General features: G+C 34.4%; 15 protein-coding genes. 12 read left to right on the plus strand and 3 right to left on the minus strand.

Annotation, left to right across the window (positions count from 1 at the left end; genetic code table 11):
• Positions 1–10 precede the first annotated feature (10 nt).
• Positions 11–436, minus strand: coding sequence for a DoxX family protein (locus tag SLH48_RS10850; RefSeq protein WP_214482465.1), 426 nt, complete (start codon positions 434–436; stop codon positions 11–13).
• A gap of 698 nt (positions 437–1,134) precedes the next feature.
• Here SLH48_RS10850 and SLH48_RS10855 point away from each other — a divergent pair.
• From SLH48_RS10855 to SLH48_RS10880, 6 genes are all read left to right on the plus strand, one after another.
• Positions 1,135–2,160, plus strand: coding sequence for a LacI family DNA-binding transcriptional regulator (locus SLH48_RS10855; protein ID WP_214482466.1), 1,026 nt, complete (start codon positions 1,135–1,137; stop codon positions 2,158–2,160).
• Positions 2,161–2,261: 101 nt separating this feature from the next.
• Positions 2,262–3,473: a family 16 glycosylhydrolase gene (locus tag SLH48_RS10860; RefSeq protein WP_320258166.1), complete on the plus strand. Its 1,212-nt coding sequence runs from the start codon at positions 2,262–2,264 to the stop codon at positions 3,471–3,473.
• Positions 3,474–3,725: 252 nt separating this feature from the next.
• Positions 3,726–5,111: an ABC transporter substrate-binding protein gene (locus SLH48_RS10865; RefSeq protein WP_320258167.1), complete on the plus strand. Its 1,386-nt coding sequence runs from the start codon at positions 3,726–3,728 to the stop codon at positions 5,109–5,111.
• Between the two features lie 100 nt (positions 5,112–5,211).
• The gene (locus tag SLH48_RS10870) at positions 5,212–6,102 is read left to right on the plus strand and encodes a carbohydrate ABC transporter permease (RefSeq protein WP_214482469.1); all 891 of its coding nucleotides are present in this window, start codon (positions 5,212–5,214) and stop codon (positions 6,100–6,102) included.
• Between the two features lie 3 nt (positions 6,103–6,105).
• Entirely contained in the window at positions 6,106–6,924 is an 819-nt protein-coding gene (locus SLH48_RS10875; RefSeq protein ID WP_320258168.1) for a carbohydrate ABC transporter permease, read from the plus strand.
• A 702-nt stretch (positions 6,925–7,626) separates the two neighbouring features.
• The gene (locus SLH48_RS10880) at positions 7,627–8,985 is read left to right on the plus strand and encodes a GH1 family beta-glucosidase (RefSeq protein WP_320258169.1); all 1,359 of its coding nucleotides are present in this window, start codon (positions 7,627–7,629) and stop codon (positions 8,983–8,985) included.
• Between the two features lie 180 nt (positions 8,986–9,165).
• On the opposite strand, the gene SLH48_RS10885 is transcribed toward SLH48_RS10880, so the two are convergent.
• Entirely contained in the window at positions 9,166–10,203 is a 1,038-nt protein-coding gene (locus tag SLH48_RS10885) for a YeiH family protein (protein ID WP_320258170.1), read from the minus strand.
• A gap of 275 nt (positions 10,204–10,478) precedes the next feature.
• On the opposite strand from SLH48_RS10885, the gene SLH48_RS10890 reads away from it, so the two are divergent.
• From SLH48_RS10890 to SLH48_RS10905, 4 genes are all read left to right on the plus strand, one after another.
• Positions 10,479–11,357 carry a LysR family transcriptional regulator gene (locus SLH48_RS10890; protein ID WP_214482472.1) on the plus strand — a complete coding sequence of 293 codons (879 nt, stop codon included), beginning with the start codon at positions 10,479–10,481 and terminating at the stop codon, positions 11,355–11,357.
• A gap of 149 nt (positions 11,358–11,506) precedes the next feature.
• Positions 11,507–12,079 carry a PadR family transcriptional regulator gene (locus SLH48_RS10895; protein ID WP_320258171.1) on the plus strand — a complete coding sequence of 191 codons (573 nt, stop codon included), beginning with the start codon at positions 11,507–11,509 and terminating at the stop codon, positions 12,077–12,079.
• Positions 12,048–13,244 carry an MFS transporter gene (locus SLH48_RS10900; protein ID WP_320258172.1) on the plus strand — a complete coding sequence of 399 codons (1,197 nt, stop codon included), beginning with the start codon at positions 12,048–12,050 and terminating at the stop codon, positions 13,242–13,244. The genes SLH48_RS10895 and SLH48_RS10900 overlap by 32 nt, the downstream gene beginning before the upstream one ends.
• A gap of 12 nt (positions 13,245–13,256) precedes the next feature.
• Entirely contained in the window at positions 13,257–13,679 is a 423-nt protein-coding gene (locus SLH48_RS10905; protein ID WP_320258173.1) for a transposase family protein, read from the plus strand.
• 377 nt (positions 13,680–14,056) lie between these two features.
• Here SLH48_RS10905 and SLH48_RS10910 read toward each other — a convergent pair whose 3' ends face one another.
• Positions 14,057–14,656 (minus strand): YesL family protein, encoded by a 600-nt coding sequence (locus SLH48_RS10910; RefSeq protein WP_320258174.1) that lies wholly within the window; start codon positions 14,654–14,656, stop codon positions 14,057–14,059.
• Between the two features lie 382 nt (positions 14,657–15,038).
• On the opposite strand from SLH48_RS10910, the gene SLH48_RS10915 reads away from it, so the two are divergent.
• Positions 15,039–16,019 carry an ABC transporter ATP-binding protein gene (locus SLH48_RS10915; protein WP_320258175.1) on the plus strand — a complete coding sequence of 327 codons (981 nt, stop codon included), beginning with the start codon at positions 15,039–15,041 and terminating at the stop codon, positions 16,017–16,019.
• Positions 16,016–17,038, plus strand: coding sequence for a dipeptide ABC transporter ATP-binding protein (locus SLH48_RS10920; protein ID WP_320258176.1), 1,023 nt, complete (start codon positions 16,016–16,018; stop codon positions 17,036–17,038). Before SLH48_RS10915 ends, SLH48_RS10920 begins: the two co-directional genes overlap by 4 nt.
• Positions 17,039–17,120 lie beyond the last annotated feature (82 nt).

The raw sequence follows: 17,120 nt of genomic DNA on the forward strand, positions 1-17,120 counted from the left end.
ATAATATTTACTACGATGGTTTATTTACTTTTGACTCTTTTAATGAACTAAACCAACCATCTAGTGACCATTGCTTACTTCCATTAATCGCTAAATATAATGCCATAGCTAGTAATGCAAGATCTAATTCATAGCCAGCCATAGTACCATTACCCGTAAAACCAACATCGAGTTTTACTTTAAATATTGCTACAATCATAATAATGCATAGGAGACTGCCTGTAATTCTTGTTCCTAAGCCTAATATGAGTGCAGCACCTCCGATTACTTCAACTAAAGCTACAACATAAGCAAAGAAACCAGCGATACCCATACCGTCAAACCAAGTTGAAACCTGATCAATTCCTGTTTGAAACTTGTCGAGTCCATGAATAAAAAAAGTAACACCTAAAACGATCCGTAAAATGATTGCACCTAACTCATGTTTGTTTGTCACGGTAATCCTCCATTCCTAAATTTTATAGTCAAATAAGAAGAGATAAGCCTACGCTACATTATATTTTGCTGATAATTGATTATGACAGTGGGACATGCTTAAAAGTCATTTTCATCAAATAGAATAAAGCTACTGAAAAAACGATAATAGATTGTTATTCAAGTTTTGGAATAGCTACAAAGTAACAAAAATTAAACGAAAAAAATTCGTGAATTTTGTTTCGTAAAGTTAGGATGAATAATAGAGGAAAAAGCCTAAATTAGTAACGAAAAAGCCTTTACAAAATAAAAAAAACTGTTAACCTTAAACTATGGAAACGCTTAATTTATTTATGAATATTATATAATTTACGAAACTATTCGGAGGTGAAGGATAACTGAAAAAATAAATAAATGTTAAACCTGGTCTAATATCAAATATGCTGCTTTTTCTTATTGACTGTTCTCGTATAGACTGTTGTTTTCATACGAAAAAATAAACACATATACAACTAGATTTCGTGGCATCTCTCTTCTATAAAACGATGACTGATGAGTAAAACGACATCTTTTTACTATCCATTTGGGAACTATAGCAACAAATTTTACGAAAAGAGCCTTCTTTATTAGACTAGACTTTTTATTAACATTTTTACGTTTTCTTCAAGATTTTATTTATGTCAGTACTACTGACAATCTTATTAGAAAAGGGAACTGGCTATGAAAGTAACTATTAAAGATATTGCAAAAATGGCGGGTGTCTCACCGGCAACAGTATCGAAAATTATTAATAATTATAAGGATGTAGGTGAAGAGACACGACAAAAAGTGCTCGATATTATGGAACAGACGGGATATCGTCCATCTTATTCGGCTAGATCTCTTGCTATGCAAACGTCTAACATTATCGGAGTCATTTATGCAGGTAACGTTAATGCTGATTTTAATCATCCATTTTTTATTGAGGTCATGAATTCCTTTAAAAAGTCTATTGGATCATTAGGATATGATTTACTATTTTTTTCCAATGAAAAATTTAATGGTGGTAACGAAAACTATCTAGAAAGATGTCGTCACTACCAAGTAGATGGTTGCATTGTGATTAGTGGAGAAGAAATCCAATCCTCCATATTTGATTTAGTTAAAAGTGAGATACCGTGTATTGGTGTTGATTTGCAATTAGATGGCAAACGTTCTTCTTATATTATGAGCAACAATGTGAAAGTAGGAAAAAAGGTAGTAGAGCACTTTTATTTATCGGGGTACAGAGATATAGGTTTCATAGGTGGAATGAAAAATTCACCTGTCACAGCTTATCGTTTGGAAGGGTTTAAGAAAAAAATGGCTGACTTTGGGTTAGTTGAAAATGAAGACTGGGTTACCTACGGAGATTATTTTGAGGAAAGTGGCTACCAATGTATGCTGAAGATATTACAAGCGAAAACATTACCTAGAGCAATATTTGCAGCCTCTGATTTGATGGCATTTGGAGCACTAAGAGCTGTTAAAGAAAGAGGATTGCGCGTGCCAGAAGATATTGCGATTGTTGGGTGCGATGATATCGATGCATGTAAATACACTGAACCTCCATTAACATCTATTAAGCAAGACAAGAGTAAAATAGGTAAATTAGCTGCCTATATGCTAGTAGATTTAATAGAAGATCATGTCCAATCAACTAACTTAATGGTCGAACCAGAACTTGTCATTCGAAAATCTTGTGGCTCTCATTTGGCAGAACATTAATTGATGTTCTGCTTTTCCTTGGTCAGTTTCATGTGAATTCACAGTAATATAAGCTCTATTTAGCCACTTAAAAAAGCTATATGAACGAGAGAAGGACTTTTATGAAAAAAATATCATTCATTGCAATTATTATGTTTATCATTATAAGTTTCGTTTATATAAAAGATTTATTGAGCGGTGGAGGGGAGTTAAGGATCTTGGACAATGGATATGCTAAAGGCATGAATATAAATAACTTAGAGATAGCTGTTGAAGCTGGCTCTACACATGGCTCAACGAAAGTGATTGCTAATGCTGAGAAAGGTAACCATTTGGTTGTACTCATTTCACAGGACAAAGTTTTAGAACGAAGTGAAGGGGAGTTCGTTCCGACCGGGAAAATGGCCATAAATCCATATCAATCGGGTGACGATATTTCAGGTGTGGATGCCAGCATTAATAAATACATAGCTGTATATGAAGCAAATAACAGGAATCAAGTTGTGAAAGCCGCATTAGTTCAGCTAAATAAGCACCAAATCACTCCTGAAAAGTGGGATTTAGTATGGGCTGATGAGTTTGATGGGGAAGACATAGATATCAGTAAATGGAACTATATTGAAGCTGGAAATGGCTTTGGTAATAACGAACTTCAGTTTTATACTTCAAGACAAAAAAATGCACGTTTGGATGGGAAGGGCAACTTAATTATTGAAGCACATATGGAAAACTATGAACAAAGGGAGTATACTTCCGCCAAATTAACAACCGAAGGTAAAGGTGACTGGACATATGGCAAATTTGAAATTCGTGCTAAATTGCCAGAAGGACAAGGGATTTGGCCTGCCATTTGGATGATGCCAAGCGATTATGAAATGTATGGGAAATGGCCTTCATCCGGAGAAATTGATATTATGGAGCTGTTGGGCCATAAACCAGGAACTGTGCACGGAACAATCCATTACGGTGTACCTTGGACGCATACAGGAGGCTTTTTTACATTGCCAAATGAGGAGAAATTTTCAGATGATTTCCATGTTTTCTCCATTGTATGGGAACCAGGTGAAATACGTTGGTATGTTGATGGTATTTTATACTTAAAACAACAAAAGTGGTTTTCAAAACTGTCAGATGCAAATGACAAATTTAACTATCCGGCACCGTTTAATCGTGATTTTTATATACAGCTTAATTTAGCTGTTGGTGGGAATTGGCCAGGTAGTCCAGATGAAACAACTTTGTTTCCTCAACAATTCCTAATTGATTACGTACGAGTGTATCAATTGGATGGAGAGTATAGACAAGTTGATGAAAGTTTACATAGTGGTTACTGAGTTTAATTAAACTGTTGAGCCTATAAATGTACTTTTGGAGATTTCTAAACCGTTTTCGACTTTTTTCTTTATTTTAATATATAAATAGAGTTCTTTTTTAGATAGTAGGTAATTTTACTATAATTTTTTTAAAAAAATCACTTTACAAGTAGGCATTTTTGAGTAATAATGAAATTGTAACGAAACCGCTTTCAGTGATGAAGGCAGAAAACATAGTATTTTATACACAAATTATATTTGAGGGGGAGAAACATGAGTAAGAAAGTGTTTTCGAAATTTGCAATGTTTACATTAGCTATTGCACTTATTTTTAGTGTTGCTGCTTGTTCTGGTAATGATGGCGCTTCAAATGGCTCTAGTGAAGGTACAAGTAATGAAACAGCTACTAATGATAGCAACCAAGAAGAGCAAAAAGATAAAGTTACATTAAAAATGTTAGGTTGGACAAATAAAGCGGTAAATGATTATATTACAGAACTTAACGAAGCATTCATGGAGGAATACCCTGAGGTAGAGGTTGAATACACAGTCACTGCATCAGACGACGTGTATAAGCAATTAATGCAATCTAGATTAGCTGCTGAAGATGTTGACCTATTCCCTAACTTATCTGGTTTTATCTTATCACCACAAGAGTGGTCGCCGGGAGCTGAAAAGCCAAACTGGCAACAATGGATTGAAGCTGGACAAATCGCTGATTTAACTGGTGAATCTTTCTTAGATAACTATAACGCTTCTGACATCGAAAATGGTGGAATGTTTGACGGTAAAGTGTATGGTGTGCCAGTTGGTACAACTGCATTTACAGGCTTATACTATAACAAAGACATTTTTGCAGATCATGGTTTAGAAGTTCCGACAACTTGGGATGAGTTCATAAACGTGTTAGACACATTACAAGATAATGAAGTTACTCCACTTGCTTTTGCAGGTAAAGATACGTGGCCATTAGCAATCACTGTTCAAGGCTTACAAGCTTCAATTTTAGGTGATCAATTAGAGTTTATCAGAGGCTTATGGACTGGTGAAAGCAAATTTACTGATGAAAAACCTCTAGAAGTATTAACAAAAGCTCAACAAATGATGGGATACGCAATCAATGGATTTATGGGAATTGATTATGCAACATTACCTTCATTATTTACATCAGGTCAAGTAGCAATGATGGGTGATGGTGCATGGAAAGCACCAGAATTAACAAAAGACTTTCCTGATTTGAATTTTGGATACTTCCCAATCCCTGGTAGTGACAACGCTGAGGATAATAAAAGCTTAGCTGGTAAGTATGATATGACATATTTAGTAGCAGAAAATGCTCCAAATAAAGAATATGCAATTAAATGGTTAGAGTTCTTCTCTCAACCAGAAAATTACACAGAGTTTGTTAATGCATCAGGAATGCTGCCAGTTCAACCAAATGTAGTAGCTGACAGTGAATTTGTAAATGAGATCTCTCCATATTTACAAGAGTTCAAGCTTGGTTATGAGCAATTATTCATCAATAGACCAAACGCTGGTGAGCACATTGCGAATGCAGGTGTTCATGCTGAATATATTGCACCAGGTGGACCGATCGAAACAGCTCAAGAATTAGCGGAAATTCAACAACAAGAATGGGAAGACGCTGAAGGCAACTAAGCCCTTCTATTAAAAATATTACTGCTAATTAAGGGCCTGAAATCAGGCCCTTAATTTATCCCAAAAACTACTAGCTTTTGAAGCTCGTGAGGTGAGACTTATGTATCCTTTTGGAAAAGGGAGATCTAGACTGTATCCATATCTCTTTTTGTTACTCCCTTTAAGTTTATATGTTGCATTTTTATTTGGTCCCTCAGTTTTCACAGTAATCTTTTCATTTACTGATGTTACTAGTGTACCTGGGCAGGGGTTTTCTTTTGTAGGTTTAGATAATTATAAAGAAATATTTTTCTCTTCGAATACCCCAGAAAGATATGCAGCAATTCAGAGAACTATATATTTCGCAATTGTTGTAACAGTTATTCAAAACTCTGTTGGTTTACTTATGGCCTTAGTATTAAATCAAAAATTAAAAGGTGATAAGTTTTTTAGATCAGTATTTTTTATTCCTGTATTGTTAGGGGTAACAGTTGTTGGTCTAATTTGGCAGCTAATGTTTAACCCTATTAATGGACCTGTTCAAAAAATATACGGTTTATTTGGTTATTCGGACACATTCTTTGGAAATTTTGAACATGCTTTTGAGTATATTATGTTTGTACAAATATGGATGTATATGGGTTATTCAATGCTCATTTTCCTTGCTGGTTTACAGACTGTACCAAAAGATTTATACGAAGCAGCCTACATTGATGGTGCAAATAGTTGGCAGTCATTTAAAAATATTACTTTCCCGATGATTGCTCCTGCTTTTACAGTAAATATTTTGCTATCAATTATTGGAGCACTTCAAACTTATGACATCATTATCGTCTTAACACGAGGGAACTTTAATACGAGTACGATAGGATTCGATGTTTACAGCGAAACATTTAGAAGTAATACGATTGATTTAGGATTACCAGCAGCTTTATCGATGATCCAATTTTTAATCGTTCTCATTTTTGTCGTTGTGTCACAGCATTATTTACGAAAGAGAGAGGTGGGATAAGACATGAAAACATCCAAATCAATAAAATTTTTAAGCTATTTCTCCGTGTTTATCATGCTAGTACTATATCTTGTGCCACTTCTCTTAGTTGTAAATACAGCTTTTAAGACAAATGCAGAGTTTATTATTAGTCCAAACTCAATTGCAGAAAACTTTAATTTTAAAAACTTTTTAGATGCATGGGAACAAGGAGCTTTCTCGACATACGTATGGAATACCTTACTGTATACTGGTGTCTCAACTGTTATCGTTATCATCTTTTCGATATTTGCTGCATTCCCAATTGCTAGAGGTTATGTAAAATGGAGTGGATTGCTTTATATCTTTTTTACAATGTCGATGTTTCTACCAAACCCAATTGTTCCTCAATTTAGAATGATGGTTGAGACAGGGCTATATAATACTCAACTTGGTTACATCTTAATTCGTTCAACAGGATTTGGTGTCGTTTTCATTTTGTTTGTTGGTTATATTAAATCGATTAGTAAGGAATTAGATGAAGCAGCAAGTATTGATGGCTGTGGCTACGGTCGATACATGTTTTCCGTCATCATGCCATTAATGAAGCCGATTATTGCTACAGGAATCGTATTAACTGCCATTGGAACATGGAACGATTTGCTAGGACCAATCCTCTACTTATCAGATAGTAAACTTTGGTCGATTTCAGCAGGTTTATTAAATTTCCAAGGACAATATGGTAATAACTGGCCATTGCTATCATGTGGTATTTTAATCGTGGCAGCTCCACTATTAATCTTATATATCTTCCTTCAAAAATATATTATTGAAGGTACGATGTCTGGAGCTGTAAAATCATAACGTGAGGTAGGAGCGCATCCTACCTTTTTGTTTAGTAAAGGCTATTTTCCCATTGATTGTTGTTTTTTATATTAGAATTCTAAACAGATGCTCAAATAGAGTTCGTGGCATCTTTTCTAATTATAACGGTGAGACCAGCTTTCAAATTTGGTAATAATAGCTAGAAAGCTAAAGTAAAGAGCCTTAATAAAAGCAGGTTTTAATATCGTTTGTCATCCTACGTAAATGAAAATAATGATTGTGTTGTCCGCGCTAGTTCTTCGACTTAAGTGAGCAACGATACTCTAGTCTTCCAATAATGTTACAACTCTAATTAACACATAACCAAAATAGGTAAGTTTGTTTTGATAAGAGGATAATTATTGTTACGCATCTATTTTAGGATGTTACGAAAAAAATTCGTGAATTTAGTCATGTTAAAAAAGCTGAAATATCAGTGTTTTTTTTAAAAAACACCTTTACATTATTATAAAAACCGTCGATAATTATACTATAAACCGAAAGCGGTTTCGTTGCTTTGGTAAAGGGTTAAGATAATTGTAACGAATACTGTAATTATAATAAATTATGTTGAGACTCTTTTTCGAATACTGAAAACTGCATAAGATGGTGAATAGACAATAAGATGACCTTTTGCTAAACAAAAATATTTGTATTTCTATGTCAACAATAGGTCGTTTAATGAAAGAGGAGATGAATATTATGTTAGCACAAAAATCATTCCCTAAAGGCTTTGTGTGGGGTACGGCTACTTCTTCATATCAAATTGAGGGAGCCATTGAAAAAGACGGACGTTCAGAATCGATTTGGGATACCTTTTGTAGAGTACCTGGCAAAGTTGTAAATGGAGATAACGGTGATATCGCATGTGATCATTACCATAAAATTGAAGAAGATGTAAAATTACTTGCAGATTTAGGCATCAAACATTACCGATTTTCAGTTGCATGGCCTAGAATATTCCCGCAAAAATCAGTTGTAAATCAAGCTGGTTTAGATTTTTATAAGCGCTTATTAGCAGAGTTGAAAAAATACGATATTAAACCTGCATTAACTATTTATCATTGGGATTTGCCTCAATGGATTCAAGATGAAGGTGGCTGGGTTAATAGAAACATAGTTGATTATTATATGGAGTATGCTACTACTCTATTCAATGAGTTTGGTAATGAAGTACCAATGTGGTTCACACATAATGAACCTTGGTGTGCAGCATTTTTAGGATATGGTGAAGGTGTCCATGCACCTGGACATCAAAATTGGAGAGAAGCGATTATTGCTTCGCACCATATCTTTTTATCACATGGCTTAGCAGTACAGAAATATAAAGAAATGAACCTACCTGGCGAAATAGGGATTGTACTAAATCTTCAGCCTGCTTACCCTGCAACTAATTCTGAAGAGGATATTGCAGCAACAAAAAGACAAGACGGCTATAGTAATCGCTGGTTCTTGGATCCAATTTTTTACGGTAAGTACCCTACTGATATGCTTGAATGGTTTAAAAATGAAGTTGGTGAATATGACTTTATTAAAGAAAATGACTTAGCTACAATAAATAACCCAGGTGACTTTCTTGCGGTCAATTTTTATAGTCGATCAGTTGTTGCAGCTGGAGAAGAAAACCAACTATTAAAGCTAAATCACATCCCACAAGAGGGTGAGCATACAGATATGGGATGGGAAGTACACCCTGAATCATTATATGTATTACTTAAACGTCTGCAATCTGAATATACTGAGCTACCAATCTACATCGCTGAAAATGGTGCTGCAATGAAAGATGAGTTAGTGGCAGGAGTAGTTGATGATAAGGACCGTATTGCCTATGTTCAATCACATCTTGAAGCATGCCACCGCTTCATTGAAGAAGGTGGGAATTTAAAGGGATACTATTTATGGTCATTTATGGACAATTTTGAGTGGGCATTTGGTTATGAAAAACGCTTTGGTATGGTATATGTTGATTATAAAACACAACAGCGTATTCCGAAGGAAAGTGCTAAATGGTTTACAAATGTTATGAAAGAAAATGCCATCGTACAACCGGTATTAAAATAACTTAACATCATATTAATGATAAAAAGCAGGAACGTATTGGATTTAACAATATGTTTCTGCTTTTTTAGTTGGCTATGTTTTTTAGAGAGTCATTTCCATTCAAACCAAGTTGGTGAAAGGTAGGCTTCTTTGATAGACATTTCAGGAGTATTTAGTTAATTTTATAATATTCCTGCTCACTTACATAGTTGATATTGTGACAAAGACATACGCGATCGCAACCATAAAAATAGTCCCAATCAAACCTGCAATAAAAGCTTTTATCCCATACAAACGGAATGACTGTGTATCAATCATAAGACCGAGGGCAGCCATTGCTGTTCCTATAAGAATATACGCAATCATTACTAGAAAATCACTTATATGAACAGGAATACTAATAAACGTATTTAACATACTCATAGATAAAAATCCTATGATAAACCAAGGAAATGGTAGCTTGTTTCCTGCTGAATTATTATTATTCATACGATACATGTGACCTATGATAATTGCAATAGGAACCAATAACAGTACACGAGTAAGCTTAATGATGACCGCGATATCCGTGGCGGATTTACCACGAACATCTGCGGCAGCAACTACATGTGCTAACTCATGAAGTGATAAACCGGACAATATTCCATATTGTATATCTGATAAAGGCAACTTAGCTGAAAAAAGTACAAATATAAGTGTAAATAAAGTTCCTAATAATGCAATTATAGCAATACTAATGGTAATTTGGTCATTTTTTGCTCTCATCTGTGGAGCAATTGCAACAATTGCGGCTGCCCCGCAAATCCCAGTCCCACATGCAGTTAATAACCCAATATTGTTGTTTACATTCATTCTTTTACTTAGTATTACTATTACAATAATCGTTATAATAACAATGATTATTATGCCACTTAGAACATTTGTCCCAATCTCAATAATTGATTTTATGTTAAGACGAATTCCAAGAATAATAATACCTAACCGAAGTAGTTTTTTGCTAGAAAATTCAATTCCAGCAGAATAATTTTGTTCAACGCCTAAAACTAAGCGCCACACGATCCCTAAAATTAGTGCTATGACTAATGCACCAACTATTTCTAAATATGGTAGAGTCGATAGGAATTTAGCAACGGTTGCAAGTAAAAACGTTAAAAAAACTCCAATAATAAATGCTCTATTATTTTCCTTTATACGCGATTTTCTGTGAATTTGTGGCTGATTTTCTTGCAGTAATGTCAAAATGACCACCTCATTTCTTAACCCCATCTTACGTTGATAATAAGAAAAGGGGAAATGAGATATTATTATGATAATCATAGGAAATTCTAATAACAGCCTAGTCTTCTTCTACAAGTGTGTACATCGATTTAACTTCATATGATAAAAGCTGAAGTTACATAATTTATTTTAACTGCTTATTTTTACAAAATCTTGTATAGTTGTAATAAGTTAAACGCTGTTACAATTTTCTAGCATGTTAAGTTAGCAGTTCAAAAGGAAAGTGAGGATAAGAGATGAATATTGATGCGTTAAAAATTTTTGTTACAGTAGCAAAGTACAAAAACTTTTCTCGAGCTGCTGAACATTTAAACTTTTCACAACCGACTATTAGTTTACATATACGCAATTTAGAAGAAGAATTTAACGAACAGCTTCTTTATCGTTCTCCAAAATATGTTGAATTAACAAAGGCTGGTAAAGTGTTGTATAGAAACGCAAACAAAATTTTAACATTGTATAGCAATACGAAAGATGAAATTAACCATTTAAGTAATATTGTAAGTGGGAGCATAAAGATTGGAGCAAGTTATACAATTGGTGAATATTTATTACCAAAGTATTTAGCGCAGTTTACATCTGCGCACCCAGAGGTTGATATTGAAGTTGTGATTAAAAATACAGAAGAAATAACAGAATTAATAAGACAAGCTCGTTTGGATATTGGGCTGATAGAAGGTAAGATCGAAAACAATGATCTTGTTGTAAAGCCCTTTTTAGAGGATGAAATGGTTCTTGTTACATCTCCTTCATCACCAATCGCTTCAAAAGATAATATTTTACCAGCTCAGCTTAATAATCAAACTTGGATATTGCGAGAGATTGGCTCTGGAACTCGAGCATATAGTGATTATTTAATCAAGGAATGGAATTTATCTATTATGCGCTCTTACATATTTAATTCAAGTCAAGGGATTAAGGAAGCGGTTTTGAATAATCTTGGCATTGCCATTCTGTCACATATTATAGTGGAAAAAGAATTAGAACGTGGTGAACTCGTAGCGATTTCAATAAATAAAGCACATTTCACAAGAACGCTATCATTTATTCATCAAACCAATCATTCATTTTCTATGGCTGAACAAGTTTTTGTGAATGAAATGCTAGAAAAATAAGAGCATGATCATTGTTCTTATAAAAGATATATCGGATTATCTAGTAGAAATGAAGATATATCTTTATTTTTGCATAGCGTGTATTTATAATGTTTAACAAATACTAAACATTTAGTATTAAATGTTTAGTTAGATGAAGGAGTGATTAAATGACACGAACAATGGTACTTGGGCTTCTTAAATCTAATGGACCAATGTCAGGTTACGAAATTCAACGAATGATGGAATCATCGAATACAGAAATGTGGGCAAACGTGAAACCTGCTTCCATTTACCATGCATTGAAAAAACTACAAAAAGAAGCAAAGATTGAATTAGAGAAAGTTGAACAAACAGGCTTAAGAACGAAGTCTATTTTTAGAATTACAACGAAAGGAGAAGCTGAATTAAATCGTTTACTCATTGAGTCATTGGCAACATCTTCGGTAGTATTTCCGACAGCTTTATATACATCGTTAACGTTTATAGACAATATATCAAATGATGAAATATTATTATCATTAGAAAAACAGAAAAACGAAGTCATTTATATTTATGAAACGATGAAGTCAGGCTATGCAGAGAAAGAAAAAATGTTTGGGTCTGTACCACATCAAGTGAAAATAATATTTGACAATATGTATAGCCAATGTGAATTGCAACTGAAATGTATTAATGACATGATCGAGTTTGCGAGGGGAGGAGAAAAGAGTGATAAAGAACAAGCAAAAAACATCAAATAAAACAGTGCTATTCATCGTGTCAATTGCGATATTTACAGATATGTTAATGTATGGTTTAGTTGTACCATTTCTGCCGATTTATGCTACTGATCTAGGAGCATCTCAATCCTTCGTAGGTATATTGTTTGCTAGTTATGCTATTGCTTTATTTATAGCTACCCCATTTTCTGGAGCCTTGGCAGATCGAATTGGAAGGAAAAAAATGATTACGATAGGGTTACTAGGCTTAGGGGTAACTACAATAGTATTTGCTATGTCTACATCATTGTGGCTCCTTGTTATTGCACGTGCTTTGCAAGGAGTTGCAGCCTCAATTCCTTGGTCTGCAGGGCTTGCGTTTGTTGCGGATGTTTTCCCAAGTGAAGAACGGGGGAAAGCGATGGGAATTGCCATATCAGGCCAATCAGCTGGTGTATTATTTGGCCCTCTATTTGGAGGCTGGCTTTTTGAATTAGGTGGATATAAGTTGCCTTTTTTTGTGGCAGGTGGGATTAGCTTATTGACTGCACTTCTTAGCTTTTTTTGTCTTCGGAGTATAACAGAGACAAAATCTGAGCGGTTCGTCTCATCTTTTGGCATACTTCGTCAAAGACAAATTCTTATCATCGCAGGAATCGCAGCAATAGGTGCAGCAGTTTTTGCGAGTATTGAGCCAACTTTACCGATACACATAACAAATAACTTACATGCCTCGCCAGGAATGATTGGATTACTCTTCGTTATCCCACCACTAGCTTATGGAATAATAGCACCTATTATTGGGATTTTGTCTACTAAAATAGGACATGTGAAATCGGTCATGTTAGGTATTGTACTAGTTGCAGTTGTATTACCGTTAAATGCTCTGCCTCAATCCATCGGGTATCAAGCTGTCACACTTGCCTTGTTAGGTGGTAGCCTTGGAATCGTACTCACACCAGCTCTTCCTAAATTGGCTGATATATCAGAACAAGCCGGAGTTACTTCACAAGGTATCATATTCGCAGTCTTCAATACTGCATATTCGTTTGGTATGATTGTTGGTCCATTAATAGCAAGCCTATTGACTGCATCCTTTGGACTTACGATCGCCTATGCAATGTTAAGTATTCTCTTCATTATATACTTAATTCCTTTATACAAACTTTCAAATACTCATTCTAAAGAGGTTAATACACATGAATAAGAGGGAGAACGGATGAGTTATTCAAAGGTATTAAGCGAGTTTAATATAATAGAAGGTCACGAAAATGAACATCATATTATTATTCAGGTAACCAAAAAGAACCTTCCTTCACATTGTCCGTATTGTCTGTCCTTAGCTAACTTATATAAATATGGAACTAGAAAACACATGATTGTCGATATCCCTATTCGTTCAAAACAAGTAATTTTAGAGATTAACAGGAAAAGATATAAGTGTAAAGAATGCTTTACAAGCTTTTGGGAACCTTTAGAAAGTGTTGATCAAAAAAGACTGATGACGACAAGGCTTGTGAAATTTATAGAAAGGGAGACTTTGAAGAATAAATTTATAGACGTCGCTAGAGCAATAGGAGTGAATGAGAAAACGGTGAGGAACGTCCATAATGATTATGTCAAAGACAAAGAGGCTCATTAGCAAAAAAGGATGAAAGGTGATCCTGAGATTAAATAGTATCTGACAAAGCCTATTATTATTTTAAGAAGCCTTTTTTGTTGTTATTGAGATTACTATATACATCAAAAATAATATTATGAAATTGACCTCATTTTAAATGAACGCTTTTTTATCTGTATTTTTTTCGTAGTACAATGCGAAAACAGCCAATAAAGAGATTATAAATACTTACTCCCAATGTGAAAATAACTACGAGGTTTAAGAAAAAATAGAGGCATAAATAGTGCTACAGCTCTTGAAATGCTAATGGAAAGGTATAACTACTTAATTATCGTAGATTATACCTTCTTAGTTTAATAGCAAGTATTGATATAGGTAACTAACTTAAATGTACTAAGTTAGTTACCTTCTATAACATCTGAAAAATTTCTAGAAGCAATCCAGGTGATCAAGTAGCTTAATAAACTACCGCTGAAAAAAATGATGAACCCTGGAAAGGCACTTGAAATGAAGTATATGCCAATTACTCCAAGTGCCATCATAATCGTTCTAATCGGATGTAGGATGCCTATAGAAAATGCACGTTGAATATATTGGAATATATTTAATTCATAATGAGCATATATTGGAAATAGATTTAGAATCGTAATGATAAACAATGCAGTAAGTAACAATGTACTTCCAAGTAAGATTATACCTAAAGCACTATTAAGCGACTTCACGTATACAAAGTCTACGTATAACCCAAATCCTAAGATAATTAGTAAAAAACCTAACATATTTGCCTTCAAGAAATCACTTCGAAAATAACTCCAAAAAGTCTTGAAAATAGGGATGTCTATATCGCCTTTAATCCACTTTCTGGAAATAGAGAACATCGCGGTTGTCGCAGGGAATACACCCAAAAAAACTAAACCAACTAATGAAAATAAAATCCAATAAAGATTAAGTAGTAAGAACCGTGTAATCCACTCGGTTATCGTATAGATCCTGTCCATGTATGTACCCCTCTTTCTTCAAGGCTGTTTTCGCTTTGATGGTTGTTAAAATACGTATACTACTTTTCTTCCACAAAGTGATGAGAAAAAGCAATCACCAAATAATCGAGAAGAGCCTTCTTTAAAAATCAGTCTAAATCCAATAATTTTTGTACATATTCTTTAGTATAGAATTTCAACCTTTAATCAGTCAATAAACAGAAATTTCAGCATAAAAAAAGAGTTCTCTTACGATAGTCAATAATTAATTGAGAATTCTCTTATAGTAATAAAATAAAGAAAATATTTGTAATAGAGACGTAATTGTAATAACAAATAAAAACTCAGAATAGTATAAAAGTAGCAATTGTAGTTACCTAGAGTAGGAAGGTGAAACTATTAAATGTCAACGTTATTGGAAGTGAAAAATTTAAAGACATACTTCTTTCGTAAAAAGAAAGCTATTCCAGCAGTTGATGGGGTTGATATAAAAATTAATAAAGGAGAAACAGTAGCCTTAGTTGGCGAATCTGGTTCAGGTAAGAGTATAACATCGCTATCGATTATGAGACTAGTTCCGAGTCCTGGCGGAAAAATAGTGGATGGTGAAATTCTTTATGATGGAAAAGATCTGGTGGAAATACCAGAAAAAGAGATGCTGAAAGTGCGAGGAAATGACATTTCAATGATTTTCCAAGAGCCGATGACATCATTAAATCCTGTGTTGAAGATTGGTGAACAAATAACAGAAGTTTTAATCTACCATCAAAAAATGTCAAAGACTGAAGCAAGAATTAAGGCAATCGAATTATTAGATATGGTTGGTTTTTCTCGAGCAGCTGAAATCATAGATGAATACCCTCATAGATTATCAGGAGGGATGAGACAAAGAGTAATGATTGCAATGGCTATGAGCTGTAATCCTAAGTTATTAATAGCGGACGAACCTACAACTGCATTAGATGTTACTATTCAAGCGCAAATATTGGATTTAATGAGAAATTTAAGCAAAAAATTTAACACTTCAATTCTATTAATTACACATGATTTAGGTGTTGTTTCAGATATAGCAGATAGAGTTGTAGTGATGTATTGCGGCCAAGTTGTTGAGGAAGCAAATGTAGAGGAATTATTTGATAATCCACTTCACCCATATACTGAAGGTCTAATTAATTCTGTACCTTCCATAGATGGGGAAATAACACGCTTACAATCAATTGAAGGGACTGTTCCCTCCCCAGAGCACTTACCGAAAGGCTGTCGTTTTGCACCACGTTGTTCAAAGGCATTTGACCAATGCTTTAACGAGATACCCTTATTAACGAAAAAAGTTTCCAGATCTGTACGCTGTTTTTTACATGAAGAAGAGGAGGAAGGAGTATGAGTGTAACATCAGTTGAAAAAAGCGAAGCGGTTCAAAACGAACAAACATCACCAATACTTCAGTTACACAACTTAAAAAAACACTTTCCTATAAAGAGTGGCATTTTACAAAGAACAGCAGGTCACTTAAAAGCAGTTGATGGGATAAGTTTTTCCATTAACAAGGGAGAAACAATAGGCATAGTCGGCGAATCTGGTTGTGGAAAGTCTACAATTGGTCGTACAGTAATTAGACTGTATGAACCTACAGATGGAAAAATCATATTTAAAGGTCAAGATATTTCACATATGCGTGAAAATGAATTAAGGCAAAGTGTTCGGAAAGATATCCAAATGATATTCCAAGACCCATATGCTTCATTAAATCCAAGAAAAACACTTCGTTCAATATTAAGAGAACCTTTGAAAATCCACAACTTGTATAGTGGAAAAGAACGTGATGAATATATTGGTCAATTATTAGAAAAGGTGGGTTTAAATTCTTCCTATATCAATCGTTATCCGCATGAATTTTCAGGTGGACAGCGTCAACGTATTGGGATTGCCAGAGCCATTGCATTACATCCAGATTTAATAATCGCTGATGAAGCTGTTTCGGCATTAGATGTATCTGTACAAGCCCAAATCATCAACTTATTAGAGGATTTGCAAGAAGAATTTGGCTTAACTTATATCTTTATTTCACATGATCTAAGTGTTGTTAGACATATAAGCGATAGAGTTGGAGTAATGTACTTAGGGAACTTAATGGAGCTAGCACCAAAAAACAACTTATATTCAGAACCACTTCATCCATATACACAAGCCTTACTTTCTGCTGTACCCGTAACAAAGAATAAGGGAGCTGTTCCAAGGGAAAGAATCGTTCTACAAGGGGATTTGCCAAGCCCGGCTAATCCACCGGCAGGTTGTGTATTTCATACGAGGTGTCCGGCAGCAAAAGATGAATGCAGCAAGATTGTACCTCAAATAAATGAAGTGAAAAAAGATCATTTTGTTGCATGCCACTTATATAAATAAGTTTAGGGACACAAATTCTTAGAAGGGGGGAGATAAGATTTAATAAATAATTCAAGTCATGACTTTAATTAATTCTTAGGGG

The organism is Cytobacillus sp. IB215316 (assembly GCF_033963865.1).
Classification (GTDB): Bacteria; Bacillota; Bacilli; order Bacillales; family SM2101; genus Nanhaiella; species Nanhaiella sioensis.

Bases quoted from the DNA above. Each gene is read 5' to 3' on its own strand.
- SLH48_RS10855 (WP_214482466.1), top strand. From the start codon at position 1,135: ATGAAAGTAACTATTAAAGATATTGCAAAAATGGCGGGTGTCTCACCG.
- SLH48_RS10860 (WP_320258166.1), top strand. From the start codon at position 2,262: ATGAAAAAAATATCATTCATTGCAATTATTATGTTTATCATTATAAGT.
- SLH48_RS10865 (WP_320258167.1), top strand. From the start codon at position 3,726: ATGAGTAAGAAAGTGTTTTCGAAATTTGCAATGTTTACATTAGCTATT.
- SLH48_RS10870 (WP_214482469.1), top strand. From the start codon at position 5,212: ATGTATCCTTTTGGAAAAGGGAGATCTAGACTGTATCCATATCTCTTT.
- SLH48_RS10875 (WP_320258168.1), top strand. From the start codon at position 6,106: ATGAAAACATCCAAATCAATAAAATTTTTAAGCTATTTCTCCGTGTTT.
- SLH48_RS10880 (WP_320258169.1), top strand. From the start codon at position 7,627: ATGTTAGCACAAAAATCATTCCCTAAAGGCTTTGTGTGGGGTACGGCT.
- SLH48_RS10890 (WP_214482472.1), top strand. From the start codon at position 10,479: ATGAATATTGATGCGTTAAAAATTTTTGTTACAGTAGCAAAGTACAAA.
- SLH48_RS10895 (WP_320258171.1), top strand. From the start codon at position 11,507: ATGACACGAACAATGGTACTTGGGCTTCTTAAATCTAATGGACCAATG.
- SLH48_RS10905 (WP_320258173.1), top strand. From the start codon at position 13,257: ATGAGTTATTCAAAGGTATTAAGCGAGTTTAATATAATAGAAGGTCAC.
- SLH48_RS10910 (WP_320258174.1), bottom strand. From the start codon at position 14,656: ATGGACAGGATCTATACGATAACCGAGTGGATTACACGGTTCTTACTA.
- SLH48_RS10915 (WP_320258175.1), top strand. From the start codon at position 15,039: ATGTCAACGTTATTGGAAGTGAAAAATTTAAAGACATACTTCTTTCGT.
- SLH48_RS10920 (WP_320258176.1), top strand. From the start codon at position 16,016: ATGAGTGTAACATCAGTTGAAAAAAGCGAAGCGGTTCAAAACGAACAA.